Here is a 25,312-nt window from a genome sequence, read left to right on the forward strand (position 1 = left end):
AGCTGAACGGAAGAGCGAATGGGTAAGAACGTAGTCGTTGTCGGCTCGCAGTGGGGCGATGAGGGCAAGGGGAAAGTCGTCGACCTGCTTACTGACCGAGTGGCAGCGGTGGCGCGATTCCAGGGCGGCCACAATGCCGGCCATACGCTGGTGATCGAGGGCGAGAAAACCGTGCTCCACCTGATCCCAGCGGGGATCCTACGCGAGCAGGTGCTCTGCCTCATTGGCAACGGCGTGGTGCTCTCTCCGGATGCATTGATGGATGAGATCATGACGTTGGAGTCCAAAGCGGTTCCAGCGCGTGAGCGCCTGCGCATCAGTCCAGCCTGTCCCGTTATTCTACCGTCACATGTGGCGTTGGATCAGGCACGTGAGCGGGCCAGGGGTAAGGCGGCTATCGGCACCACCGGACGAGGCATCGGTCCAGCCTATGAAGACAAGGTCTCCCGTCGTGGCTTGCGGGTAGACGATCTCTTTCACCGCGAGCGTCTGGCTGCCAAGCTTGGCGAGTTGTTGGACTATCACAACTTCGTGCTCCAGCGCTATTTTTCAGAGTCGGCGCAGGATTTCCAGCGCATCTTGGAGCGGTGCTTGGCACTGGCGGGAGAGCTTGAGCCCATGGTGGCCGACGTTGGCGCCTTGCTGCACAAGAAACGCCAGGCCGGTGAGAATCTGCTCTTCGAAGGCGCCCAGGGGACGCTGCTCGATATCGACCACGGTACATATCCGTTTGTTACCTCATCGAATACGACCGCCGGTGCGGCTGCGACCGGTACCGGTATCGGACCCTGTGAGCTCGACTACGTGCTCGGTATTACCAAAGCGTATACAACGCGGGTCGGTGCCGGTCCTTTCCCGACCGAGCTGTTCGATGAGCCGGGCGGGCGCATCGCTGCCCGCGGTCTCGAGTTCGGGGCGACCACCGGGCGGCCACGGCGGTGCGGCTGGTTCGATGCTGCAGCGATGCGTCGGGCTGTACAAATCAATAGCTTGTCGGGTTTGTGCATGACCAAACTCGATGTCTTGGATACGCTGGATACATTGCGAATCTGCACCGGCTACCGATGCAGCGCTCAGAGCTGGGATACTCTGCCGTTCGGAGCCGAAGCCGTTGCCGAGTGTACGCCCGAATACCTCGAGCTGCCAGGTTGGCAGACGTCGACGCTGGGGATGCGCCGTTACCAGGATCTACCCCAAGCCGCACGTGCTTACTTGGAAAAGATCGAAGATCTGGTCGGGGTGCCGATCGATCTTGTCTCGACCGGCGCCGAGCGTAACGATACGATCATTTTGCGCCATCCGTTCGAGTCCTGAAGTGCGCGGGTAGGCGTGGCCCCGTGTACCGGCGGCCCAATAAGTCCGACAGTCGATTTGCGCCTCGACCTCGTTCAGCGGTCGTGCTGCTTGGCAAGTACGTCGTTCACTGTATCCAGGGCGAGGGTGGAGTGAGCATAAGCGCCGCCCGCACGCATTTCGCAGGCAACCCAAATCGCTTCCATGATTTCCTCCGCGCTGGCGTTCTCGCGCAGTGCCGCCTTGGTATGGCCGCGGATGCAGTATGGGCATTGGGTGACATGAGCAACCGCGACGGCGATCAATTGTTTGCTCTTGGTGGATAGGGCGCCGTCGGCGAACACTTGCTTGCTGAAAGCTTGAAACGCCTGGTGTGTATCGCAGGCCAATTTGGCGCGTTGCTGAGTGATTTCAGCCGATGCATGGGGATAAAGCTCCTGCGTCATGCGCTTTCTCCAGATTAGGGTAGAGAGGCTGCGTCTTTAACTGATCTGTTGTTAATTCCTCTGTCAGGCCAACAACCACCCCATTTTAATTTTACGCGGTGGGCCGAGCCTTTGATAGGGCTGCAATGAAGCCGATCTGCTGCGGGGGTGGTTTCTCTAGTCTTTGGATGGTGCGTTGCAGCGATGTTTGCAATTAAGTATCCGATAGCGCAACTGCCGACGAAGAGGGGTGCGGTGGCGGCACTACGCCAGCGGCAGCCACAAACAGCGGAGTTAGCGTTTGCGCAAAACTTTGCCGGCAAACGCAAATGAGCGGCGTGGCACCCGGCGGGCCACGAGCCAACACAGCGAGGCCCAAGCCGCGCCCGCCGTCCAGCCGGCCAGCACGTCGGTGGGCCAATGGATGCCGAGGTAGACACGGCTTATTCCCACGAGCACCGTAACGAGCGCCGCGACCAGCAGCAGGTAGAGCTTCAAGCGCCACTCCGGTTCGATCCGAGCAAGCAGCGCAGCCAAGGTGAGGTAAGTGACCGCGGCCATCATCGAGTGGCCGCTGGGGAAACTGGCCGTATAGACACTGACTTCGGTGGGTACCAGGTCGGGGCGCGGCCGTTCGAAGCTCGTCTTGAGCAAGTTACTCACCAACAAGCCACCCGGCACTGCGACCGTGATGAACAAAGCCGTACGAAAGCGCTGCGAGAGCAGCAGATAGCCGGTTGCTCCCAAGATGATCAATGTCACCATCGGAATGCCGCCGAGCGCCGTAACATCGCGCACGGCCTCCTCCACCCAGGCGGGTCCGAGCGGATCCGAGCGATCGGCTGGATTGCGCAGAGCGAGCAGGATGGCCTCGTCGAGGCGATGGGTATCGCCTTCGACGACGTCCTCGGCCAGTTCTACGAACCCCCACGTCCCGCCGGCGCAGACCATAACGGACAAGAGCACGGCCAATTCGTGGCGAGCGAGCCATGTTAGCCACGATAAGGCCACGCTGCCAAATTGTCGGGTTTTATTCATGAGCTACCTCCTCCGGGCGTTCCCATTGCGGTGGACCTGTCGGGGTGGGGGGTGTGAGCGATACGAGCCATCCTGTTGACGATCTCAACCGGGCCGCTGAAAGTGTGTTGTCCTCTCGCTAGGCCAGGTAAGGCGATAATAGCGGCAGAGGTGCTTGGTGTGGGGGTGGCGGCTTGTTTTTTCGTCGCCTCAATATGGAACCGATCTCTGGCACAATGGTTCGAGTCCATTTGGCGGAGGGCAGCATGGTGGCAACGCAAGGCGCCCCGGAAACGACGCTCGACGGCGTTCTCGCCCTCGACGAGGCGCAAATACTCGTCCTCGTTGATAACGAAACCGATACCCTATCCAGTGTCGATGAAGGTGTACCTCAGATCCCCGAGGTCATCCAGCATGTGACGAGGATGCCGGTGAGCCGGATTTATCAAGGGCAGGCGGGCAAAGTCGTATTCGATCGACTGTGCTGTGCCTGCCACGGCCTCTCCGTTTTGGTCACTGGGCGGCGTGGTAACGAGACACGCACGCTGCTCTTCGATGTCGGCCCCTATCCGGATGTTTGGTTGGACAATGCCCGGCGTCTCGATGTCGAGCTGGCGGCCATCGAGTGCGTCTTTCTCTCCCACTGGCACTTCGATCACAGCGGCGCTCTACCCGAGGTCGTTGCCGCGATCAGTCGAGCCCGCGAAGTGGCCGGCTTGGATGCCCCGGTAGTCGTGGACTTGCATCCGGATCGCCCCGACCAGCGCGGCGTGCTCTTGCCGAGCGGGGAGATGCTACTCTTACCCGAAGAGCCGCGCTTCGATGAAATCGCCAGCGGCGGCGGGCGGATTGCCACTCACGCCGATGCGCATACGCTAGGCGGGGGCTTTTTTTTCGGCAGCGGCGCCATTGCGCGCGTCACGGATTATGAAACCGGTCTTGCAGGCCATCACACTTTTCGAGGCGACGCGGGCATGGCCGATCCGCTGATCATGGACGAGCGTTATGTCGCCGTCTGGGTTAAAGGGCGGGGCGTGACGGTGCTCTCGGCCTGTTCCCATGCGGGCATCGTCAACGCCTGTCTGAGTGTTCAGGAACAGTTCCCGAATACACCCCTCGACGTGGTGCTCGGCGGCTATCACCTCGCCGGTAAGGCGATGGAGCCGCGCATTGAACCAACCGTGCGTGATCTCGCCCAACGGATTCTGCCGCGCGTCGTCGCCCCTGGCCATTGCACCGGCTGGCGGGCCAAGGCGCGGCTTGCAGATACTTTCGCGCCGAGGCATTACGGCCCAAGCGCGGTGGGAACCTTATACCATCTTGTTGCGATGACCGCCTGACCGCGCTCATGTGCTGCGCCAGCAGGCTCGGATCGATCGAGCGGATTCAAACAAGCACACAGCTGAGGCCGGTTTGCCCGGTTGCCAGTGAGCTTTTAATCGGCACCATTCGATCCGGGCCATGAGATTGGATTTGGGTGCAACCTCCTGCCGGTAGCCGAGAAAAATGAACGGCCGGCCGGCCGACAACGTCTTCGCTCGGAATCGGTCAGCGCGGGCGAAGTTTGCTGTCTCCCGTGCTTTCGGGCGTAAGATTTGGAGGGGCATGAACGAGACGACGTTATGGTCGTTACCCGTGAGCATTGCCGTCTTCGTGGGCGGGGCACTGCTCACGATCGGGCTTGGCATTCGACTGTCGCAAGCCGGCAACGAACTTGCGGACCGGACAGGGTTTGGTGAGGCCGTATTCGGTTCGATTTTCTTTGGGGGCATCATTTCGCTGTCCGGAATTGTCATGACGGCAACCGCCGCCGGCAATGGCCAAGCTTCGCTCGCTTACAGCAATGCCGTTGGCGGCGTTGCCGCGCAGATCCTTGCGCTTGGTATCGCGGATATTGCTTATCGACGGGCGAATCTGGAGCACGCCGCGGCCTCACTACCGAATGCGGTTTTCGCAGTCGTGCTTGGCTGGCTTTTGTGCATCGCCTTGCTGGCGAGCTTCGCACCACCGGTCACCCTCTTTCAGGTCAATATCGCCTCCTTGGTGCTCGTGGCCGTTTATGTTTTCGGCCTGCATCAAGTTCGGGCCACGCACAGTGATCCGCAATGGCATGCCAAGCAGACGGACCAAACTGTGGCGGATCGGCCGGAAGCGCTTTCCAATCGCAGCACCGCGGGACTGTGGGCGGATTTCGCACTGTCCGGATTAGCCGTATCCGCAGGCGGTTGGGCTATCGCGCGAGCGGCTATCTCGCTCGTACAACAGCTGGATTTGGATGCAAGCTTCGTCGGTGCCTTTTTAATGGGGGCCGTCAATGCCATACCCGAGACCGTAACCGCCGTTGCAGCGGTGCGAACCGGCGCGTTGACGCTCGCCGTAGGCGGCGTGTTGGGCGGCAATGCTTTCGACGTGCTGAATCTCGCAGTAGGCGATGTCGCCTATCGTGGCGGCTCGCTCTATCATGCTGCGGATCGAGATGATCTTTTTGTGACCCTTACCAGCCTGCTAATGACCTTGATCGTACTCGGCGGCTTGCTGCGACGCGAACGGCGCGGGCCGCTGGGCATCGGCTTCGAAGGTGTCGCGCTGGGAGCCGTGTATGCGCTTATGGTGGTTATCACAATAATGTAAGCCGCCGTGCGCCGCATTCCTGGCTGTCGTCAGGAGGCTACGACGCCGCTGGGTGGCGAAGGCCAAGCTTTCTCTCAGCCTATAGCACCCAGCGGCGCAAGCGGGGGCTCTATTGGTGCTTGAGGAGACGCTCGCGGAGCTTGGGATCGTTCTGCGCCGCTTGCGTGATTCGATTGTATTCGGGCACCGTCAGGCCGGTAGCGATAACCGCCTGCGCCATCTCTTGGCGGGCTTGGTTCCGTAATTCCGTGGCCTTCTCCCGGTCCTGAACTTCACCCAGGCGCTCACGGTATTCCTGGCTGATGCCCGCGACCTTATTCTGAGCTTGGGTATATTGCTCCAGCTTCTGCTGGGAGAGGTTAGCGCCATCCTGCGCGTACGTTACCGGGACCACGGTCAGCAGTCCGATCGTCAGCACCAAGACAACGCGCTTGGTAATGCTCATTGGTATGCTCCCTAAAACGCCTTAGTCAGAAAAGAACGGATGCTCCGCTCTTCAACGATACAAATGCAATAAAAGCGCCAATTTTGAATCCACTTCAGGGCTTGTTGAGGAGGACGACCGCGTTGTCGGGGTGCGCGTGCGCGCGCCGCAGGGCGAGGTGGCGATCCGGGCCGATTTGGTGATCGGCTGCGATGGTCGGGATTCGGCGGTGCGCGCTGCCGCTGGGCTGCGTGTGCGGGATTACGGTGCGCCGATGGACGTGCTGTGGTTTGTCTGTCGCGCAAGGACAGCGATCCGCAAGACACCTTCGGCATCATCGGAACAGGGCAGATGATGGTGCTGCTCAACCGCACCGACTATTGGCAGGCTGCTTATTTGATACCCAAGGGCGGCGCCGATGCGCTGCGCGCGCAACCGATCGATGAGTGGCGCGGCACCATAGCGAAGCTGGCGCCGTTTATCGCCGAGCGCACCGATACTCCAGCGTCGTGGAATGACGTCAAGACACTGGAGGTGCGCCTCGATCGCCTTGAACGCTGGTATCGGCCCGGCCTGCTGCTGATCGGTGATGCCGCGCACGCGATGTCGCCCATCGGTGGTGTCGGCATCAATCTGGCGATTCAGGATGCGATCGTGACGGCCAATACGCTGGTGCCGCTGCTGCGCGAGCAGCGCCCGATCACGGAGAGATCGCTACGCGCGGTACAGGATCGGCGCCTGCCGCCGACCCGACTCATCCTGGCGGCGCAGCTGCAGATCCAGAAACGCGTAATCTCGCGCGCTGGTGCGATCCGGGCGTCCGCTGGAAATGCCCGCGATTTTGCGTTGGCTGCTGCGGTTCCGCACGGTACGCCATCTCCCCGCCCGGCTGTTCGGTTATGGTCCGCGTCGCGAGCACGTGTACACGGACGACTACCTTTCACGGGCGTGAAGCAGCCGAGCCGAGCGTAGGGCGCTCATCCGTCCTGGAAGTACCTTGATCGCACCGAGAGCCGCGCGAAAGTTATACTGTCCGGCCCGAGTAGCCACGCCGAGAAGAGAAAACAGCGATGAATGCTCGACTTTTTGCTTTTGTAGGCGGTGAGATCGGTTCTTGGCGTGTGATCGAAACCAAAACCGTCGCCGGAGAGGGTCTTGCCGAGGTTAAGCGATTGAACGTGGTCAACGCAGCGGTTCCTCTGCTACCTGACGATGCCCAATGGCTCCTCCGCGGGGTGACCAGCAATGAACGCTACGTCACCCGTTCGGAACGGGCTCAGCTCACGGCTAAACAACCGGTTTTAGGCCGTCGCCAAGCTACCTGCGCAGCCTTCATTCCCATTCGAAAAACCGCATCGTGGTGGAACCTAGCCCAGGACGAACGCCGAATGATCCTGGAGGAAAGCTCCAACCACATTAAAACGGGGCTGAAGTACCTGCCTGCGGTCGCTCGCCGCCTCCACCATTGCCGCGACCTCGGCGGCGACGCCGAGCCGTTCGATTTTCTTACTTGGTTTGAATATGCACCGTCCGACTCCGCTGCCTTTGACGAATTGGTCGCCGAACTGCGCGCGTCGCAAGAGTGGACGTACGTTGATAGGGAGATCGACATGCGCTTGGCGCGTGATGAGTGAAAATTGCTGGTTACGGCCAGCGACTGCGCCGCGCCGCCGGCTAATTACCACCTCGAGCCCGGCCTCAATTTCCACCGGCCTTGCTTCTTTCCCACCGAGAAAATCGAAGCCAAAGGCCGTATCCGCAAGCACCACCACTACAATCGGATGATGATGACCCCTACGATAAGCTCAAATCACTCCCCCATGCCTCTACTACCTCAAAGCCGGCCTCACCTTCGAGTAACTCGATGCAACTGCTCACGCTATCAGCGACAATGAAGCCGCCTGCGGCCTCAGCCAGGCCAGGAGCTGAACTGTTCCATTTTATCAATAAGTTCCGAAACCTGGCCGCCTGAACCAGCTCACTTACTACCATCGTTCAGGCTTATCTCTGGATTGAAAAGGACTGTGTGCCGAATTACAGCGCTGAATTCGCCGCGTCAGCACGCCGCACAAGAAGCAGGCGCAGAGGATTCTCCTGAGTGCCGAGGCTCTGGCCCAGCAGCGCGATTGTGCGCCGAGTTGGGGGAGTCTGAGGCTGGCGCGCGCGGTTTATGCCGACCGGCATCTAGGGGCTGCACCGGGATAAGACGCGTAGACCGGGCAAGGCACCGGTTTCGCACAGCTAAGTCAGCCCGCCATGACGGCATAACTCAAAATCCGCGAGCCTCCGATAAACTCGGGGCGGTTTCCTTTCGTCTCAGGTCTTCTCGCCACCCGGCTCCGCCATCATGAGGGAGGCGCTTATCCGGTCCAGTTACTGCCCAAATCATGGGGATCAGCTTCAGTTTCCCTTCCTCCTCCGCTTTCGAAGCAGGATTACAGGATTATGGGAGCTTGCCCCGTCCGATTATCGCCCAAAGCGGCTTTCCTCCGTTCCGCCGTGCGAACTCATTCCAGTCGACGACCAGTTTGCCGCCACGCGAAGCGTGGGAGCTTTCGTGGTTTTGCAGCCATTCGAGGCAGGCCCGGTCGACGTGCACCAGGCCCCCGACGTGCAGGTGAATCTCCGCGTCGTTGGGTAGCCGCTCGATTGTCTCCGCGAGTTCCGGCAAGCGCACGAAGGTCGCTGCACCATGCAGGTCCACCTCGTAGCGCCGTTCACCCGTCAGAGTGACGTCGATCTCCAGGTAGCTAAGCGTGCGTACGAGCTTGATGAACGAGAGCACCACGCCCGTGATGATACCGGTCAGCAGATCGGTGAGCACGATTACGCTTAGCGTCACGATGCAGATACCGAACTCCACGCGGTCCAGGTTCCACATACGCCGTAGGGCGGATATGTTGAGCAATCGGTACCCCGTGTAGATGAGGATGGCAGCTAGCGCCGAACGCGGAATGAGCTCGAGTACCTGCGGAAGCGCCACAACGAGACCCAGCAACCACACACCATGCAGAATTGGCGAGAGGCGAGTCCGCGCGCCGGCCTCGATATTGACGGTGCTGCGCACGATGACGCCGGTCATCGGCAGCGCACCGACTACCCCCGCCAGCGTGTTGCCTATGCCTTGCGCCAGGAGCTCTTGGTTGTATTTGGTCCGAATGCGGTTTTGCATCCGGTCGACGGCGGCCGAACACAAAAGCGTCTCGGCGCTGGCCACCAGGGCGACGGCCATGGCGTCGCCGAAGACAAGCGGTTCGGTCAAGCGTGCAAAGTCACCGGGGGCCGGGATGTTCATGTTGTGGATAAGGTTCTTAGGCACCTCCACGTAATGAACGTCCAGCCCCACGATCGCTGCTATGACGCTCGCCACGATCACTCCAACCAGCGGGCCCGGAATCGCTCGCAACCATTTTGGCCGGAGTTTGTTCCACGCTATTAGCGTCAGTAGGGTTACTAGGCCCAGCATCGCCGCTAGGGCAGTGGCGTCCATAGGAAAGATTCCCGTGTGGACGGCCTCGGGAATCGAGATCAGGTTTATGATCCCACTGCCCTGCGGTTCCTTGTTCATCAGCACATGGAACTGGCTGGCGAAGATCAGTACGCCGATGCCTGAAAGCATGCCCTGGATGACTGCGGGCGAGACAGCGCGGAACCAGGGGGCGAGTCGCAGCATGGCGGCGGCCGCCTGGATGAGCCCGGCGGCAAGCACCACGACACCTAGCATTTCGAGACCGTGCCGCTGGACGATATCCCAAATCAGTACCGTCAGCCCCGCAGCAGGGCCACCCACCTGTAGCGGCTGGCCCGCCAGCGCTCCGACAACGATTCCGCCGATTATACCGGTGATCAAGCCCAGGCCTGGCGGAACTCCGGATGCAATGGCGATACCCATACACAGTGGAAGCGCCACGCAGAAGACCACGATTGAAGCCATCAAGTCGGGGAAGAAGGTGCCGCCTGCTCTGCCCTGCTCACTCATGAGATCCCTCGGATTGTTCGACCGAACCTCGTCGGGTGGGTGTGGAAATCGGCTGCCCACACATAGCACGCATAATAGACCCTTCTCCACAGAATTCCTCTTAAATTTACTTCAGCCATATCGGTGAAAGAGCATTAAGAATCATGCCAAAATGGCACTTAATTAAGACGTAACTCACTGAAAATAAAGTGTACTAAGGAATGCGTTGAAAGAGCTACGCCAGGATACCCCATAACGTATTGTTGCTACGTAAAATTATGGCAGATCGATATGTGGCTATTTCAACAACCGCCTTAGTGGGAACCTAAACAAGGACGGCGCAAACGCATTGTCGAAACCGATCCAAGCCGGCAATTGGCGATTTGCCCTCATCACAAGTCATTGAAATCGTTTCGCGTCGTTTTTTGAGTCTCCAATTTGTAATCAATTGATATAATAGAAATTATTTGTTTAAATAAGTGCCGTTGTGCGCGAGGGAAAGTCTGGGTATCTGGAATCAGCCATGAGATGTGATTGTGAAATTATGCGATGGAACCCGGTGGGAGTAACCCACCCGGCAAAGACTGCCCATCAGCCGGAAGCGAGTCTTGGGTGGCGATGTGGCGACCCCCGTCACGAAGCGTAGACAGCGAGTGAACAGGCCGTGTGATTGAGCCTCGAAACACGCAACTCGGGAGCCGACGTCTTAATGGCGACGCAAGGCAGCACGGAACCACCGCGCTGGCAAGGTGGCGAAGTCCCGGCGGGGTCGGAGAGCGGGGCATGAGCACACCGGGGTTCCCCAGGAGCCTGGGAGAGACTGACGTTTCCACCGAGCAACGGCGAAGGGGAAGCCGAGAAAGAAAACCCCAGATCCCGTCAGGGACATCGGTGACGGCGAAGCGAACGACAGATGTCAACGGTGGTACGCACGGACGAGGGAAAACCGAAGTCCGTAAGGATGGGCGTCAGTTGTCGGAGCTTTTGATAGTACCGTAGAAGCGGGGGAATGCTGCCCTGGCAGACCCCGTGGAGGGAAGCGGAAGCCGGTAAAGAACAACCGTTGGAGTGCAACCTGAGTGCCCAGGAACTCGACAACGTGTCAACGAAAATCCAGCGGATAGCGCAACAATCGCGCAGTTAACATTCTGCACCGAGGAGCCGGATGCGGTAGTCCCGCACGTCCGGTTCTGTGGGGGTTCGGTCCGGTTCCGCCGGACCGTTCTACCCGACGGGATCATGCCATATCTATTTCGGACGATCCGGCTGGCTGACTCTCATCCATTGCTGGGTGTCAGCATATGATATGGCACAGCGCAGTACTCGATTCGCAGTAAGTGGCACATGGTGCAATAAAATCTGCCGCTAGTGCACCGTTTGGAACATATCGTTAGTTTTGTGCTCTCTTCGTGCATGAGCATAGAGATTACTTTGAACGAAGCCGAGCGTGCCGAATTGCAACGCTCGATTCGCCCCGGCAGCACGCTGCACAAGAAGCAGGTGCAGCGGGCGCAGAGGGTTCTCCTGAGAGCCGAGGCTCTGCTCAGCAGTGCGATTTTGCGCCGGGTTGGGGTGAGCGATCCAACGCTGGCACGAGTGGTTTATTCAGGCCGGCATCGAGGGCTGTGCCGGGATTAAGACGCGCAAACCGCACAAGGCGCCGGTTTCGCAGGCGAAAATCAACGAGGTGCAGACTCTGACGACCACCGACGTCCGCTCGGGGTGGGCGATCAGCAAGGCTCAGACTCGTCGTCCTTGGTGGCGATAAGGCAGATTTTGCCGGCGGTACTCATTTTTCGAGCTTGGCCAGCCGTGGCCGTTCCCCCTCGTCTCCTTCGGATGAGTGCGTATATGGGGCAGATGAATCGGCTTGCCGCAGGGCTGTCAGCCCGAGCCAAATGCGGCCATCCTCGAGCTTGACCGGAAAACGTGGCACACAGCCTTTATCCGGAGCCACTGCCTTGCCGTTATCTAAGTGGATGTTCAAACCGTGCAGGGGGCAGGTGACGGTTGTGCCATGCACCATGCCCTCGGAGAGCGGTCCGTTTTTGTGCGGGCAGCGATCCAGCAAGGCGAAAATCTCCCCCGTTCGGGTTTTGAACAGCGCAATCGGGCCTCGGGCCGTCTTCACCACCCGAGCGCCTAGCACGGGGATGTCATCGGGTTTGCCCACGGCGATCCAATTCGTTGTCGGGCGGTCCATCAGCTCACCTCCTGTAAGGTTTGGAATTTATCGGCATGGCATTTGTCGGCATACTTCGCCCAGGGATCCTCCTGGGCTTGGCGCTGGGAGGCATGGAAACGTTCGGCCAGGCTCTTGCGCCCGGCCGCGTCGTCGACCAGGCGCTGTTTCACATAGCTCAGCCCCACCCGCTCGATCCAGTGTGCGGTGCGCTCCAGATAACGCGCCTCCTCACGGTAGAGCTGCAGATAGGCGGCGGCGTATTCCTTCACCGCTGTGGCGCTCTCCACCCGGCACAGTACTTCGGTGGCGCGCACCTTCATCCCGCCGTTGCCACCTACATGGATCTCCCAGCCGGAGTCGATGGCCACGACCCCCAGATCCTTGATGGTGGCTTCGGCGCAGTTTCTGGGGCAGCCGGAGACGGCCATCTTCACCTTGTGCGGCGTCCAGGTGCCCCAACACATCGTCTCCAGCTCGATGCCCAGCCGGGTGGAGTCCTGCACTCCGAATCGGCACCATTCCGTGCCCACGCAGGTCTTGACCGTGCGCAGCGCCTTGCCGTAGGCGTGTCCGGAAACGAAACCGGCTTTGGAGAGATCACCCCAGACCTTAGGTAAATCTTCTTTCTTCACCCCCAGCAGGTCGATGCGCTGGCCGCCGGTGACCTTTACTGTGGGTATCTGATAGCGTTCTGCTACATCGGCGATGGCCCGCAGTTCGGCAGGGTTCGTCACCCCGCCCCACATCCGCGGCACTACCGAGTAACTGCCGTCTTTTTGGATATTGGCATGCATGCGCTCGTTGACGAAGCGGGCCTGGGCATCGTCGATTGCCTCGCCCGGCCAAGTGACGATCAAGTAATAATTAATGGCCGGTCGGCATTTCTCACAGCCATCCGGGGTCTTCCACTCCATGAAGGCGAAAACCGCCTCCAGGCTGGTCAGGTGGTGTCGGCGGATAGTCTCGCGCACCTGGTCGTGGCTGTGATCGGTGCATCGGCACAGCGGGGTGATGGCAGGGGTGGCGTAGTTGCCAACGGTATTTTGGAGGATCTGCTGCACCAACCCGGTACAGGAGCCGCAGGAAGCCGATGCCTTGGTGTGGGCGCGCACGTCCTCCAGAGTGAACAGGCCTTTGCTGACAATGGCCTCCACGATTGTGCCTTTGCAGACTCCGTTGCAGTCGCAGATCTGAGCGGAATCCGGCAGATCCGCCGTTTGCCGTACGCCACCGTGGCCGGAGTCGCCCAGATTGGCCTGGCCGAACAGCAGTGTGCTGCGGATATCGTTGATGGGGGTTGCGTCGCGCATCATCTGGAAATACCAGGCACCATCGGCGGTATCGCCGTACATCACCGCCCCGACGATCTGCGCGTCCCTGATCACCAGCTTCTTATAGACCCCGGCGCTCGAGTCCTGCAGCAACAGTTCTTCACACTCCCCCCCGCCCTGGAAATGGCCGGCCGAGAACAGTTCCACACCGGTGACTTTGAGCTTGGTGGAAGTCACTGAACCCTCATAGTAACGATAGCCCAGTTCGGCAAGCTGGTTGGCGCAAACCTTGGCTTGTTCAAAGAGAGGGGCAACCAGACCGTAACACTGGCCGCGATGCTGCACGCACTCGCCCACGGCATAGATGCGCGGATCAAAAGTCTGCAGGGTATCCGAGACGACCACCCCGCGCTCGCAATAGAGGCCCGCCCTTTGCGCCAGCGCCGTGTTGGGGCGAATGCCCACGGCCATGACCACTAGATCCGCGGGGACCTCCGAGCCGTTGGCAAAGCGCACCGCTTGCACCCGACCATCGCCTACAATCTCGGCGGTTTGGGCCTTCATCAAAAACCGCATGCCGCGTGCCTCCAGGGAATGCTTGAGCAACTCCCCGGCTGGTCGGTCTAGCTGGCGCTCCATCAGGGTCTCTTCCAGATGAACCACAGTGACCGTCATGCCCTGTTTCATCAGCCCATAGGCCGCCTCCAGCCCCAACAACCCCCCGCCGATGACCACCGCCTCTTTCTGGCGGCGGCTGGCGGCGAGCATGGCTTCCACATCATGGATGTCGCGATAAGTCAGTACTCCGGGTAGGTCGTTGCCCGGCACCGGGATGATGAAGGGATTAGAGCCGGTAGCCAGCAGCAACCGATCGTAGGGCGCCGACGTACCGTCGGCGGCGATCACCCGACGGTGGAAGCGGTCGATCTCGATGACCTCGCAACCGCTATGCAGCGTAAGGCCATTTTCCGCATACCATTCCACGCGGTTCAATATGATGTCGTCCACTGTCTGATCGCCGGCCAGCACCGGGGAGAGTAGGATACGGTTGTAATTGCCGTAAGGCTCGGCACCGAAAACAGTGATGTCGTATCGGTCGGGGGCGATGGCAAGCAGTTCTTCGATGACCTTCATGCCAGCCATACCGTTACCTACCAATACCAGCCGCTCTTTACCCATGACCCGGATCTCCAACTTGGGTTTGCCATTTGCTTACCCTGTATGCAGCATGTGTGCCAATATCGGGTATACCGATCAATCGGCTGTTTTATGAAGAATTTTTTATAAAAGAGCAGGGACGAAGCGGACTGATGGGGAGGTTGCGTGGTGCGCTGCAGCGATGGGTGCACCAAGATGAGACAGATCGCGTTCATCTGTGGTGGAGCTGAACCGCATGCCGTGGCGTGAGATCAGCGCGGATATTGCGCCAGGTATCCGCGCAGGCCAGCTCCGCGGCTCGCTCGAGCCGCAACGCCAGCACTGTCAACGCCACCTGAGCGTGGATGCGGTGGACCGCCCAGTGGTAGACCGGGCGCATGCGCAGGCCGCTCTTGAGTCTCCGCCAAGCCTCCTCGACGCATTGGAGCTGCTTGTAGCCCAGAGCCACGTCCTCGGCGGACAAAGTATCATCATTGCTGTGGACGACGAACTTGCCATCGAGCCGCTCGGCAGCTTTGACTCGGGTCGCATCGATAACGGGCTGGCCCGCCTTGGACAGGCGCAGGTAGCGCCCATAGCGGCGGCTCGCACGTAAGGCGCAGACCCGCTTGCTATGGCCGGGCGTGCACGGATCTCGCAGGCTCTCGATCTCCGCTTCGAGCTCGCATAGCACCTCCCCACGGTGGCGGCGCTGGCGTTCGGCCTCTTGCGGGTTGTAGCACATTACGTAGCGTTGCCGACGCTCACCGTTACCGACCGTGACCTCTTTGACCTGAAGGTTCTCAGCCACCGGCCGATAGCGCCCCGGCCGGCTGACCACCTGCCGGTCGACTTCGCCACCCCGATGCACCGGCAGACCCTCACGCGTTACGGCGAGCCCGACCACGATCTGCGGGGCATCGCTGCGCCCGTTCTTCGAGTGGCCCCGCTGTCTCGGGGCTGGGTAGCGTTTGGCGCCAGCGGGCAGGCTGCCTCGCACCGTGTTTGCTTCGCCGGCGCCGGCATCCGCTTCGTCGATCTCGAAGTGCAGCGAGGTGGTGTCATAGAAGATGGGCTCCACATCGGCGTTGAGCAGGTCGGCCACCCGGAAGTAGATCGCCTGCTCGATGGCCTCCTTGTTCACCTCGAGGAAGTCCATCGCCCGATAGAGGTGGTGGAGCTCAAGCGTCTCGGTCCCGGCGATGCCCAGACGCTGCCAGAGCTGCTCAAGGACATACACATCGCCGTAGGGCCAGGCCTCGACTAGGCGCCAATCGGGCTGCTCGGCGACGATCTCCTCAGGCGCGCAGCGGCGCAGGATGCTGCGCGCCAGCCGGCGCAGGCGCTCGGCAACCGCCGGATCATCGGCCCGCCCGCAGTTGAACACCACGCGGATCTTGGATTGGCGCTTGATAGGGTCCCAGACACTCTCGGCGAGCTGAAGGTGCGTGAGCGTCGAGCCGTCGGCGCGCTTTTGGCGAGTTTCACGCAGATAGATGTACGCGATAATAAGCCAATCACAGCTACACCACCGCACTATACACTAATCCATGTACGTGTAATTTCGCGGGTTGTACGTGCGGCTCGGCTACCTAACGCCCTGAAATTCCACGCCTCAGCGCACGCCACTCAAGAGAATCTGTACGTGGAGGTGTCAAAGTCGGGCTAAACCGTGGCTTGGCTTTCAAGGGGAGCAGGATAAGCGCTCATAGAGAGGCCGCATATAAGGATGCAGTCGGACCGTGAACTGGTATCCACACCACGTATCTTGCACGTCAAAGGGGGTCCATATAAGGACCGACTAGCTATGACAGTTGTATTTGCAACACAATCTATGGTTTTGAATATGACCAAAAGCGATCATTGCCGCACCAATTAACGTCGCTATTTTTTCGCCGTTTTCACCTAATAAGTCGTGCCCTAAAAATGCAGTAGTGATAAGAGTAGCTAAGCCTATAAACCCTGATGTTCCCACTCGCCAATTTTTATGTTTTCGACATCCTATTGCTAGTGCAATAATGCTTGCCGGCAAAACTGCTATTAATATTTTTTGATGAAATGCTTCATCTCTAAGCGGTGTTGCGGCTAATGCAGGCAAAATGACCATTGCTATTGGAACCAAAACACAATGAACTGCGCAAATAATTGAAAACCCAATAGCTACTTTATCCATTGCTACTTGTATTTTCTCCATTTTTTTCCTCTCGTAAATATAAGCCGCAAATAAATATGGGTTCTTAGGCCAAGCCGCGTAGCGGATCTTGGGGTACTTGAAATAAGCCTGGCCGCGGGCCGGGCGTCTTCGCAGCATCCGCATGTGTGCACAAGCCTGGGTTTCAAGCTCGCCGCTGTTGCGGCGCCGCCGGTATTCGACCAACGCCGTCCATGCGATCGTCGTCGAGATACTCATTGGGATTGAGTTCCGGGGAGTAGGCCGACAGGTAGAAGAGCTCAATGCGATCACAGTGGCTAGCCACCCACTCACGAACTTTGTGGGCGTGATGCATGCGCAGGTTGTCGACGATGAGAAAGACCTTGGCACCGGTTTCCTCGATGAGTCGGCGCAAAAAGCGAATGAGCACCTCGATGGTGAAATGCCGCTTGGCCGCGCATTTGTTCCAGCGTGGTATCGGCAAAATGGCGAGCATCGTTCTCATCACCAACTATCCACCCAAATTGACGACATCCTTAATTGAATGCACTTTTATTTTATTGCTGGGTTAATACTGCCACATGCACCCTGCGGCCGCGTCGACGCGTATAGCCAACGTGGCCGGCGCGCGGTCCGCGCTGGCATCTGGATTGCAGCGTGCGAGCTCTCTCCACTAGGGCGCTGGGTTGGTTCCGGCTTCTTTGTGCCACGCGGATTATCGCGCCCAGGTCTCCGAAACCATGGCCTCGAAGCAGCCCTACTTCACCCAAGGGCGGCTTTGTTGGTAGACCATCCCCCAGGTCGAAAAGCGTTGGGCAGCAGTCGCTGCGGCGCATCCCCCCGCACGAGCCAGTGCAGGACATTGAAAATCTCGGGTGGGCCGTGCCGGCGTTGTGGCGCGGACGCGTTCATGAGGCTTAGGCACGGAACCGCCTCCGATAAGAAGTTCATAGTACGCTCTAAAAATAGTAACTCGCTCCCACGCCTAAGGCGCGTCCGCGATGCGGTGCTCCGGTTCTCACTCCGGGGGCGAGCTGATAGCCGGACAGGTCATAGCGTTCGTCGAGAAGATTGTTGCCATAGAGGTAGAGTTCGGTGCTGCCGGTCAGCAATGCCACCCGGATATCCACCAGGTCGTAATGATCCAGGTTGAAATGATTCTGTGGATCAGCGGGCCGGGCGCCGACGTGGTGGTAACCCAAGCGGGCTTTCAGCATCGGCAATTCCAACCCTAGCATCTCGGGGAGGTTGCGCTGGTAGCTGAGAGCCAGATCGCCGCTCCAGCGAGCCGCATTGGGAACGCGGTTTCCGGAGCGGACATCGCCGCCCTGCACGCCGATGGCATCACTGGTAATTTGCGCGTTGATGTAACTCACCGACCCGGATAGCGCCAGATGCCGGTTCAGGTTCGCTGTCCCTTGCAGTTCCGCGCCCCAGCTTCGGGTATCGGCGTTGATGGCTCTGATGGCCTGGGTGGCTGCGTCAAAGCCCAGCAGGTGGTCATCCTTGACGCGGCTGAGGAAGGCGGCGCCGTTGAGGGCGTATTTTCGCTGGGAGGTTTCCAGCTTGAAGCCGACTTCCACGTTGTCCACGACGGCAGCTTCGGTCGGTTTGCTGTCCTCGACTTGGGTGGTGTAGTCACTGAACAGGCCGGATTTATAACCTCGTGCCAGCGTGCCGTAGAGGTTCAGAGTCGGAGTGAGAGCGAAGGACAGACCGGTCCGTCCGGTAGTGTAGTCGTCGTCGAGACGGCGGTCATCGTGCTGCCAAGCGCCGTTGAAATAGTCCGCCTCATAGGTTTTCCGGTCCCACGTGTGGCGCACCCCGAAGGTCCAGTCAAGGGTGTCGGTGAGCGGATAGGTGGCTTCTCCGTAGAGCGCGGAGCTGCGGGTTTCAAAATCCCGGTTCTGTTGGGTACCGGTGGTTTCGACTACGGAATCGAAATCGCGCTTGGAGCGGGACGTATACAAACCGATCACCCAGAAGTTCGATGCGCCGGGCAGGGAGGACCAGCGCAGCTCCTCGCTGACTACCCGTTGTCCGAAGTCGTCCTCTCTCATGAACTCCATTGGCATGCCGAACAGCGCCTCGTTGATTCGCCGTCCGAAGCCTGTGACCAGAAGCGCATCCGTTCTCAGCAAAGCGGTGATGGAGGTGAGACGGCTTGTTGCGAAATCGTGGTGAATGTTCGCGGAGTAACGTTCCACTGTATTGCGATTATCGTCGAAGAGACCCGGTGTGATATCGATCTCGGTCGGATTTCCGAAGGGATGCAGCGCTTGCACGGCGGCACCGCTCCGGATGCGCTGTCGTTCGGCGATCAAAAGGGCGGTGGTGTTCTCGCCGGCATTCCAGAGCAAGCTGCCGCGGTAGGAGAGCAAACGGGGTTCGGAAATCGGCTCGCCGTCATTTACGTTCTCCACCCAGTGATCCTCTTGGCTTTGACGAAGGGCGAAGCGAGCGCTGAGACTTTCGGTGATCGGGCCGCTCAAGGCGCCTTCAAGGCGATATTGCTGGGACTGCCCTTGAAGCCCGTACTGCCTGAATTGCCCGTACCGCCCTCGAAGATAGCCTTCGAGGTAGGGGGTGGGCTTACGACTGATCACGTTAATGGCACCGGCTTCGCTGTTGCGGCCGAACTGGGTGCCCTGGGGGCCCTTGAGGACCTCCACGCGCTCCATATCCAGAGTGGCCAATGAGAGTTGGCGGGCGGACATCGCCACGCCGTCAACGTTGAGGACCACGGAGCCGTCTTCCTGGCTGATCTGATTAAGCGATCCTACTCCCCGAATCAACACATTGGCATCGTAGGGCCCTGAGGAGCTGACGTTCACGCCGGTAGTGTCACGCACAGCGGTTTCCAGGTCCGGGTCTCCCTTCGCGTCCAAAGTATCACCGTCGATCACGCTGATACTGAATGGCACGTCCTTCGCCTGCTCCTCACCGCGGCGGGCGGTGACCTTGATGCTCTCCATTTGGTGGGGAGGTGCCGCTTCATCGGGCTCGCCTTCTGTACCGGCAGACGACAGCGGCGGCGGCAGCAGTAGAGTAAGAACTAGAACCACGCTTGACTGGGAAGGGCTCAATGACCTAGTCATCGAAGGGCTCCAATTTTGACGCTATTGCGTCACTTTTGAGTCGGGCGATTGCCGCCGAAATATCATCGGGACTGCGTTATAGGGCCTTGCCGTTCCGGGTGGGGAACGGTGAGACTGGGATAGTCAGAAGTGTGAGAGCTCGCGTCGGGAGTCCGGCTTGCTCTGCTCGGCGTGAGTCGGAGCGAGCACGGCGAGACGGCGAATCAGAGCGAAAACATCGCGTCTGTCCTGGCCTGACCAAAACGCCTCATGGATCGGGTCTTCTTTCACTCGACATTCGTATCTCCGAGCCATGGCTTATCGTGTGATTCGCTGTGTTGCGCAAACCGGGGATAGGCGGGCCAGTTGTCGAGTAAAACGCCGGGGTTTTTTTCAGTATCCCCGGAGACGGAAATGATCCGCCCCTCCCGTCGCACCAGGCGGTGATAGTCCGCCGGTGAAGGCAGGGGTTGCCAGCCGCCGTCCTGCCAGCGCCAGCGCTCACCCTTGGGACTAAAGCTGAGGGGCGGCCCGAGTAGTCGGCTTGCCGGTTTCGCGCCTAGGCGAGCGGTCAGGGCGGCCGCCAGATCCTGCCGGTGTCGAATGTCGGCGAGCAGGCTGTTCAAATCAGACGAGGTTTGGCGAACGGTCCAGCTCAAGGCCGCAAGAGGAGCATACTGGCGCGCCCAGCCGGTGGTCGGCGCGTTCTCCAGGGAAGACACCGGGATGCTGCTGTTAACGAGGCTCTGAGTAGCGGTTTCCGCGCGCCGCTGAATAACGGCTCGCAGGGCTTTGATGCCGTTTTCATCGCCCACGCATAATAGCCCGACAGCCCCAGCAACACCCCAGCTGAGCCACGCCGAGCCATGGCCGCGGCGCAGATCGCTGGCGCTGGTCAGGTAATGGCGTGCCATGGCCTCGGCGATATGAGCCTGACGCAGCCAGCGCCCGGTGCCTTTGTCCGCTACATCCCAATTCGGGGCCTCGCTCAGTTGCAGCACGTCCTGAGCAAGGCGAGTGCCTCCCAGCCCGCGGGGCCACTGCACCACATCATTGATTTCGATACTGGTACCCAGGCGCCGAGAAACGCAGGCTTGCATCAAGCGGACGTCGTCAGCCACGCCTTTCGCCACATCGGCCCGACTCGGGTCGCTGGTCACATTCAGGTCATCGCGTTTCAGTGTGTAGGCGCCGTCGGGCAGGAATAGGCTGAAGCCCAGAGTCCCCCGGGTCTGTCCCTGCTCGGACCATATCTGGTCCGCGCGCCGGACGTTCAACTGCCATCGCCATTGTCCGAAGGGCGCGACGCCTTGGGTGGGGACGGCGGCGGAGGCCGACGGCGGGATGAATTCAGAGGTCAAGTCATAGCGTGTCCTCTCCGCAGGAGCACGCACGGCACGGTCGGGGTCGATGCCTAGCCGGGGGACCACCCAGTCGGCGCGCAGCCACACCTGATTGCCGCCCAGCACAGGGAGATGGTCGTTGGTGGGCCAGCCGGAGAGAGACAGCGTCCAGTCCAGCTCGACCTGGCAGCCGTGGTCGGCGCAGCTGCCTAGAGGCAGAATCAGATGGTCATGGGCCGCGGTGGCGCTGGCTGGCTGATCGTTCACCTGCACCGAGGTGAGAGAGAAACCCGGTGGCAACTCGGCGTGTAACACACCCGTATCAGCATGGACGTCATTGATTCGCCAATGGCCCTGCACTTCCCGAGTCAGGGTGTCGAGGTCTAGGATCAGTTCGCCGCCGCCCGCCGTGAAATCACCGCTGGTGCGCGCTGTGCTCCGCTCCCAACCGACTTGATCCCGCTGTTCCTGTTCGGCGGAGCGATAGGCTCCATCGGTCACCAAATTTTGGTGCAGCAGGGCGCCGGTGGCTATGACCCCGAGAAGGGCGATCAACCCCAAGCCACCGATCGGGCCGGGGACTCGCATCCTGACTTCCCGCAGGCGGCCGAGTTTTCCGCGCGGCAGCACCAGGCCGGCAAGGGCCACGAACAGCGCGGCCACCCCCAGTTTGTAGCCGTCCATGGCTAGCAAGTAGGCCCGCCAGGGCTCCCATCCGGTCAGTGCGGAAAAGTGGATTTGCACGGGAATCCCGAATTTGTACGGCGGGTAGTGCACTAATGCCAGTTCGTTGTTGAGGACCAGGGTAAAGGTCACCAGCATGGAAGCGGCATAGGCGAGGCCGGGGCGCCGAATCAGGGCATGAACCAGCAGCGCCAACATGGCGAGTTCCAGCAGGGCCGGGGCCATTACCAGGGTTTGGTAGATGAGGGTGGTTCCCAGGGCCAGGCTCTCGGGAGTGACCAGCGCCGTCACGATCAGCCCGGCCACGCCTGGCAGCAAGGCCAGGATCAGGGTGATCAGCACCAGGGTTAGGGTGAGGGCGAACAGACGCACGAAAGCTGGGGCGGGAGCGGCGTCGAGGATGTCCTTTAAGCCTTCCACATCGTCTTGCCGCGATATCAAACCGGCAATGGCGGCCACCAGGAAGGCGGTGACCAGGTAGATGGTAGTCATCAGCAGCGGCAATAACCGATCCGGGTGGGGCTGAAAGGGGCCTTCCGCGTGCCATATCACATGAACGAACGCGGCCATTACGCCTACGCCCACCAGCAGGGCAGCGCCGATCAAAGTGGCGCGTGTCCGTAGTGTTTGCCGCAGCCGCCAGTGGGTCTCGGTGGCGGTCGCATTCCACCATCGGGGAGTCTGCGCCGGCCCGGGATGGGTTTCCGGGCACACCAGCTCCGGCATTCTGGCGGCGTGCCGGGAGGGACGCTCGGTGCGTTCGAATATCAGTGTCTCGCGGCGCACCCGGGTCACCAACCATGCCAGCCCTGTGATCGGGAGAGCGCACCAGAGCCCTCGGTTCAGCAAAAATTCGCGGCTTATCGGCAGCAGAGCCTGACTCTTCTGTTCGGGTGTCCAACTTTCCACTTGAGCATGAGTGAGGGTGAACAGGGATGGGTCCAGGACAGCCGCCAGGAAGGGATTAATGTCTCCCCCCTCCAGTACCACGACGGCGATCATCCACAGCAGCATCAAAACCGCGGACAACCCGAATGCACCGGCCATGCTGCGCGTGCGCAAAGTGATCATGAAGTACAGCGCGCCGATGCCGAAAGCGCTCGGTACGACCAACCACAACCAACTGAACCACAAAGCTTGCCAAGCGGGGGCGGTGATGGTGCCGGTCGGCACCAGGTCCAGCCAGGACAGCAGCGGAGCGCACAGGAAGCCGACTATCACCGAACCGCCCAGCAGCGTGCCGACCATCGCGGCACCTAGAAAACGTCCGAACAGCAGTGAACGCAGAGAGATGGGTGCGGACAGCACGATCTCATGCAGACTGGCCTGACGGTCCCGGAGCAGCGCTTGCGCGAACACCCACGCCCAGGCAAAAAACAAAAAGAACATGCAACCGGTGCTCATCAGATAGATCAGGCTCGGAGCATTGCGGGGAATGTCCGTGGCCGCCATTTTTTCCATGTATTCTGCGTTGGTGAGGGACATCAGCAGATAGAGCGGCAGGCCGAGTAGGACCAAGGTGACGATCCCGCTTCGCAGTCCCGCGCGCAGTTCATGGCCGGCTTCGTAAAGGATCAAAAGCAAGGCTTTCACGCTGTCGCTCCCGTGCGCTCCAGTGCCAGGTAGTAGACATCCTCGAGTCGCGGGGGGCGGGGAGCGAAGCGATCATCCGGCGCCTGTTCGCTGTGGCATATCACGCGAGCACCGCGAGGGTGGGGCAGGACGCGAAGGGCAGTGTCTGGAATCGCGTCACCCCGTTCGAGCGCGGCTTCCCAAATCGACCCTTGATAGGGGGCGGCCAGCGACGCCGGTGTGCCCTCGACGAGCAGTTTGCCGCCGGCTAGTATCGCCAGGCGGTCGCAAAGATTTTCCACGTCCTCGACGATATGGGTGGAAAGCAGCACGATGGTGTTCGTTGCGGCTTCGGCCAGAACGCGATGAAAATGATTGCGCTCGGCGGGGTCCAGGCCAGCGGTGGGTTCATCCACGATCAACAGGCGTGGTGCGCCGATCAGTGCCAGAGCAATACCAAAGCGGCGCAGCATGCCTCCGGAAAAGGTGGACACCGCTTGATGGGCCCTATCTCTCAAATTGACCTTATCAAGTAGCACCTCCACCTCATTGCGACGCTCCAAGCGTTGATGCCGGCCTTTCAGCCAGGCGAATCGTTCCAGCAGGTTTCGAGCCGGGATTCCCGGATAAGCGCCGAGTTGCTGTGGCAGGTAGCCGAGTCGCTGACGCAGATGATCCGGGCGTGCGAGCACGTCCTCGCCATCGAGAGAGAAGCGTCCGCGGTCCGGGACCTGTAGCGTGGCGAGAGTCCGCATCAAGGTGCTTTTGCCAGCCCCATTGGGACCCAGCAGGCCGTACATTCCGGGTGCCACATGCAGCGTCACGCCATCCAAGGCGCGCACGCCGTTACCGTAGGTCTTCGCCAGGTCCTCGATGACCAAGCCGGTTGGTTTCGCCATGAAGTGGATTCCCAAAAAAGAAGCCTTACTGAACGGCAAGGCTTCGAGGTCGACAGAGGTTAGGAAACGCTTTATACAAGGTAAATTTTTTCATTTGTTGTTCCGCCCGAATCAGCTGTTTTTATACCCGGATCGGTTCATTTGTGTATTCATGAAGCGGAGGTTCATTGCAATGGAGATTTCTCGCATGTCCATAAATCAATCCACCTTGGCGCGGAGGGAACTGTCCGCGATCGCATTGCTTTCCAACACTTCGATCATCGATCTGGAGCCATCGTCAAACTGCCGATTGTTGCGAACATCATTGCAGGACGGGGTGGAACTACTGGTTTGGCAGGGCCAGTTCGAGAATCCGGTGACCATGAATGTCTGTGACGATAGTGGGAGAATCCATTTCTCTTATTCCTTGCGGGGGGGATTCCAGAGTTGGTTCGATGACAGTGATCCGGAGCACGTCCATACGGTTCACGAGGGGGACGGTTGTATCAATTACAATCCGGGCCGATCCGGTGGGTTCCGCCAGCATGGGGAGTTCGAAAGCGTCACCGTGATGATGTGTCCGGAGGTGCTCTCTCAGTGGGTTGGGGAGCTGAGTGTTCTGTTGGAACGTTCGATCAGTTTGGGGCGTTGTTTTGCCCATTGTCTGTGTAGCAACGCGGAGTTGAGAGCCACCGCTCACGCACTCAGCAAGGCATTGCGGGTTTCCGACCTGTGCCCCGAGGATGCCAGCAACCGGAAGCGATTGTGGCTTTTCGGCAACAGTCTGGTATTCGTCAGTCTGTTGTTGGAAACGCTTGAATCCAATTCCCAATGCGCCTGCGATCTGTCGCTTCCGGATCGGGAAAAGCTGATTCGGGCTCGGGAATTGTTGTTGCGAAACCTCAGTCAGGCGCCCACCATCGATGAGCTGGCCAGGGCCTCGAATCTGACTGTGATCAGACTGAAGCGGGGTTTTCGCCGGCTTTTTAACAATAGCGTTTATGGTCTTTTTCAGCGCGAACGCATGCATGAGGCACGCCGCCGCCTCGACACCGAGGGCCAGCCGGTTCTCAGGGTAGCCGTCGAGTTAGGCTACACCAATGCCAGTCATTTCGCTGCTGCTTTTTATAAGGAATTTGGCGTTAACCCGTCCACATTCAAGCGTCGGCAATGCCGAAAAAAGCGGTCGAACACAGTGAACGGACTCGGGTTCAAATCATCTTGATTCGGGTAGAGCCGTGACAGTAAGTGGATATCATTCACTC

22 protein-coding genes are annotated in these 25,312 nt (G+C 59.8%); 8 read left to right on the forward strand and 14 right to left on the reverse strand.

The genetic code is table 11. The features are described 5' to 3' along the window. Positions 1–18 precede the first annotated feature (18 nt). Entirely contained in the window at positions 19–1,314 is a 1,296-nt protein-coding gene (locus NB231_RS14520) for an adenylosuccinate synthase (protein WP_005004300.1), read from the forward strand. A 74-nt stretch (positions 1,315–1,388) separates the two neighbouring features. Here NB231_RS14520 and NB231_RS14525 read toward each other — a convergent pair whose 3' ends face one another. After that, a complete protein-coding gene (locus NB231_RS14525) occupies positions 1,389–1,739 on the reverse strand; it encodes a carboxymuconolactone decarboxylase family protein (protein ID WP_005004302.1) in 351 nt (116 codons plus the stop codon). Positions 1,740–2,012: 273 nt separating this feature from the next. Continuing rightward, the gene (locus NB231_RS14530; protein ID WP_005004303.1) at positions 2,013–2,756 is read right to left on the reverse strand and encodes a phosphatase PAP2 family protein; all 744 of its coding nucleotides are present in this window, start codon (positions 2,754–2,756) and stop codon (positions 2,013–2,015) included. A gap of 245 nt (positions 2,757–3,001) precedes the next feature. On the opposite strand from NB231_RS14530, the gene NB231_RS14535 reads away from it, so the two are divergent. Next, positions 3,002–4,075 carry an MBL fold metallo-hydrolase gene (locus NB231_RS14535; RefSeq protein WP_156777037.1) on the forward strand — a complete coding sequence of 358 codons (1,074 nt, stop codon included), beginning with the start codon at positions 3,002–3,004 and terminating at the stop codon, positions 4,073–4,075. Between the two features lie 166 nt (positions 4,076–4,241). Continuing rightward, positions 4,242–5,366, forward strand: a complete 1,125-nt coding sequence (locus NB231_RS14540; protein WP_232210486.1) for a sodium:calcium antiporter — start codon at positions 4,242–4,244, stop codon at positions 5,364–5,366. Positions 5,367–5,475: 109 nt separating this feature from the next. Here NB231_RS14540 and NB231_RS14545 read toward each other — a convergent pair whose 3' ends face one another. Continuing rightward, positions 5,476–5,811 (reverse strand): DUF4168 domain-containing protein, encoded by a 336-nt coding sequence (locus NB231_RS14545; RefSeq protein WP_005004306.1) that lies wholly within the window; start codon positions 5,809–5,811, stop codon positions 5,476–5,478. Positions 5,812–5,968: 157 nt separating this feature from the next. Between NB231_RS14545 and NB231_RS20385 the strand changes: the two genes are divergently transcribed. The 3 genes from NB231_RS20385 (at position 5,969) to NB231_RS14555 (ending at position 7,424) form a co-directional block, all read left to right on the forward strand. Beyond that, complete coding sequence (locus tag NB231_RS20385; RefSeq protein ID WP_408634410.1) at positions 5,969–6,145, forward strand: FAD-dependent monooxygenase; 177 nt, start codon at positions 5,969–5,971, stop codon at positions 6,143–6,145. Further along, positions 6,076–6,762, forward strand: a complete 687-nt coding sequence (locus NB231_RS14550; RefSeq protein WP_232210487.1) for an FAD-dependent monooxygenase — start codon at positions 6,076–6,078, stop codon at positions 6,760–6,762. Before NB231_RS20385 ends, NB231_RS14550 begins: the two co-directional genes overlap by 70 nt. Positions 6,763–6,860: 98 nt before the next feature. Then, positions 6,861–7,424, forward strand: a complete 564-nt coding sequence (locus NB231_RS14555) for a chlorite dismutase family protein (protein WP_005004312.1) — start codon at positions 6,861–6,863, stop codon at positions 7,422–7,424. Positions 7,425–8,233: 809 nt separating this feature from the next. On the opposite strand, the gene NB231_RS14565 is transcribed toward NB231_RS14555, so the two are convergent. Then, the gene (locus tag NB231_RS14565) at positions 8,234–9,769 is read right to left on the reverse strand and encodes a SulP family inorganic anion transporter (protein ID WP_005004320.1); all 1,536 of its coding nucleotides are present in this window, start codon (positions 9,767–9,769) and stop codon (positions 8,234–8,236) included. A gap of 1,392 nt (positions 9,770–11,161) precedes the next feature. On the opposite strand from NB231_RS14565, the gene NB231_RS14570 reads away from it, so the two are divergent. Next, entirely contained in the window at positions 11,162–11,386 is a 225-nt protein-coding gene (locus NB231_RS14570; RefSeq protein WP_005004322.1) for a hypothetical protein, read from the forward strand. Positions 11,387–11,537: 151 nt separating this feature from the next. On the opposite strand, the gene nirD is transcribed toward NB231_RS14570, so the two are convergent. From nirD to NB231_RS14605, 10 genes are all read right to left on the reverse strand, one after another. Further along, on the reverse strand, positions 11,538–11,951 hold the full coding sequence (gene nirD, locus NB231_RS14575) for a nitrite reductase small subunit NirD (protein ID WP_005004323.1): 414 nt from the start codon (positions 11,949–11,951) through the stop codon (positions 11,538–11,540). Then, positions 11,951–14,383, reverse strand: a complete 2,433-nt coding sequence (gene nirB / locus NB231_RS14580; RefSeq protein ID WP_040662500.1) for a nitrite reductase large subunit NirB — start codon at positions 14,381–14,383, stop codon at positions 11,951–11,953. The genes nirD and nirB overlap by 1 nt, the downstream gene beginning before the upstream one ends. A gap of 190 nt (positions 14,384–14,573) precedes the next feature. Continuing rightward, entirely contained in the window at positions 14,574–15,878 is a 1,305-nt protein-coding gene (locus tag NB231_RS19880) for an IS1634 family transposase (protein WP_005004330.1), read from the reverse strand. A 264-nt stretch (positions 15,879–16,142) separates the two neighbouring features. Next, a complete protein-coding gene (locus NB231_RS18035; protein WP_005004332.1) occupies positions 16,143–16,535 on the reverse strand; it encodes a MerC domain-containing protein in 393 nt (130 codons plus the stop codon). 142 nt (positions 16,536–16,677) lie between these two features. Beyond that, positions 16,678–16,998: a transposase gene (locus NB231_RS14590; RefSeq protein ID WP_084766352.1), complete on the reverse strand. Its 321-nt coding sequence runs from the start codon at positions 16,996–16,998 to the stop codon at positions 16,678–16,680. A gap of 257 nt (positions 16,999–17,255) precedes the next feature. Then, positions 17,256–17,405 carry a hypothetical protein gene (locus NB231_RS19885; RefSeq protein ID WP_232210488.1) on the reverse strand — a complete coding sequence of 50 codons (150 nt, stop codon included), beginning with the start codon at positions 17,403–17,405 and terminating at the stop codon, positions 17,256–17,258. A gap of 47 nt (positions 17,406–17,452) precedes the next feature. Continuing rightward, positions 17,453–19,468: a TonB-dependent receptor gene (locus NB231_RS14595; RefSeq protein WP_005004335.1), complete on the reverse strand. Its 2,016-nt coding sequence runs from the start codon at positions 19,466–19,468 to the stop codon at positions 17,453–17,455. 246 nt (positions 19,469–19,714) lie between these two features. Further along, positions 19,715–19,885, reverse strand: a complete 171-nt coding sequence (locus NB231_RS18810; RefSeq protein ID WP_156777038.1) for a hypothetical protein — start codon at positions 19,883–19,885, stop codon at positions 19,715–19,717. Next, entirely contained in the window at positions 19,858–23,190 is a 3,333-nt protein-coding gene (locus NB231_RS14600) for an ABC transporter permease (protein ID WP_005004337.1), read from the reverse strand. Before NB231_RS14600 ends, NB231_RS18810 begins: the two co-directional genes overlap by 28 nt. Beyond that, a complete protein-coding gene (locus NB231_RS14605; protein WP_005004339.1) occupies positions 23,187–24,068 on the reverse strand; it encodes an ABC transporter ATP-binding protein in 882 nt (293 codons plus the stop codon). The genes NB231_RS14600 and NB231_RS14605 overlap by 4 nt, the downstream gene beginning before the upstream one ends. On the opposite strand from NB231_RS14605, the gene NB231_RS14610 reads away from it, so the two are divergent. After that, the gene (locus tag NB231_RS14610; protein ID WP_198007310.1) at positions 24,043–25,272 is read left to right on the forward strand and encodes a helix-turn-helix domain-containing protein; all 1,230 of its coding nucleotides are present in this window, start codon (positions 24,043–24,045) and stop codon (positions 25,270–25,272) included. The genes NB231_RS14605 and NB231_RS14610 overlap by 26 nt on opposite strands. Positions 25,273–25,312: the final 40 nt, after the last annotated feature.

Origin of the sequence: Nitrococcus mobilis Nb-231 (assembly GCF_000153205.1) — a bacterium.
Lineage (GTDB): Bacteria > Pseudomonadota > Gammaproteobacteria > Nitrococcales > Nitrococcaceae > Nitrococcus > Nitrococcus mobilis.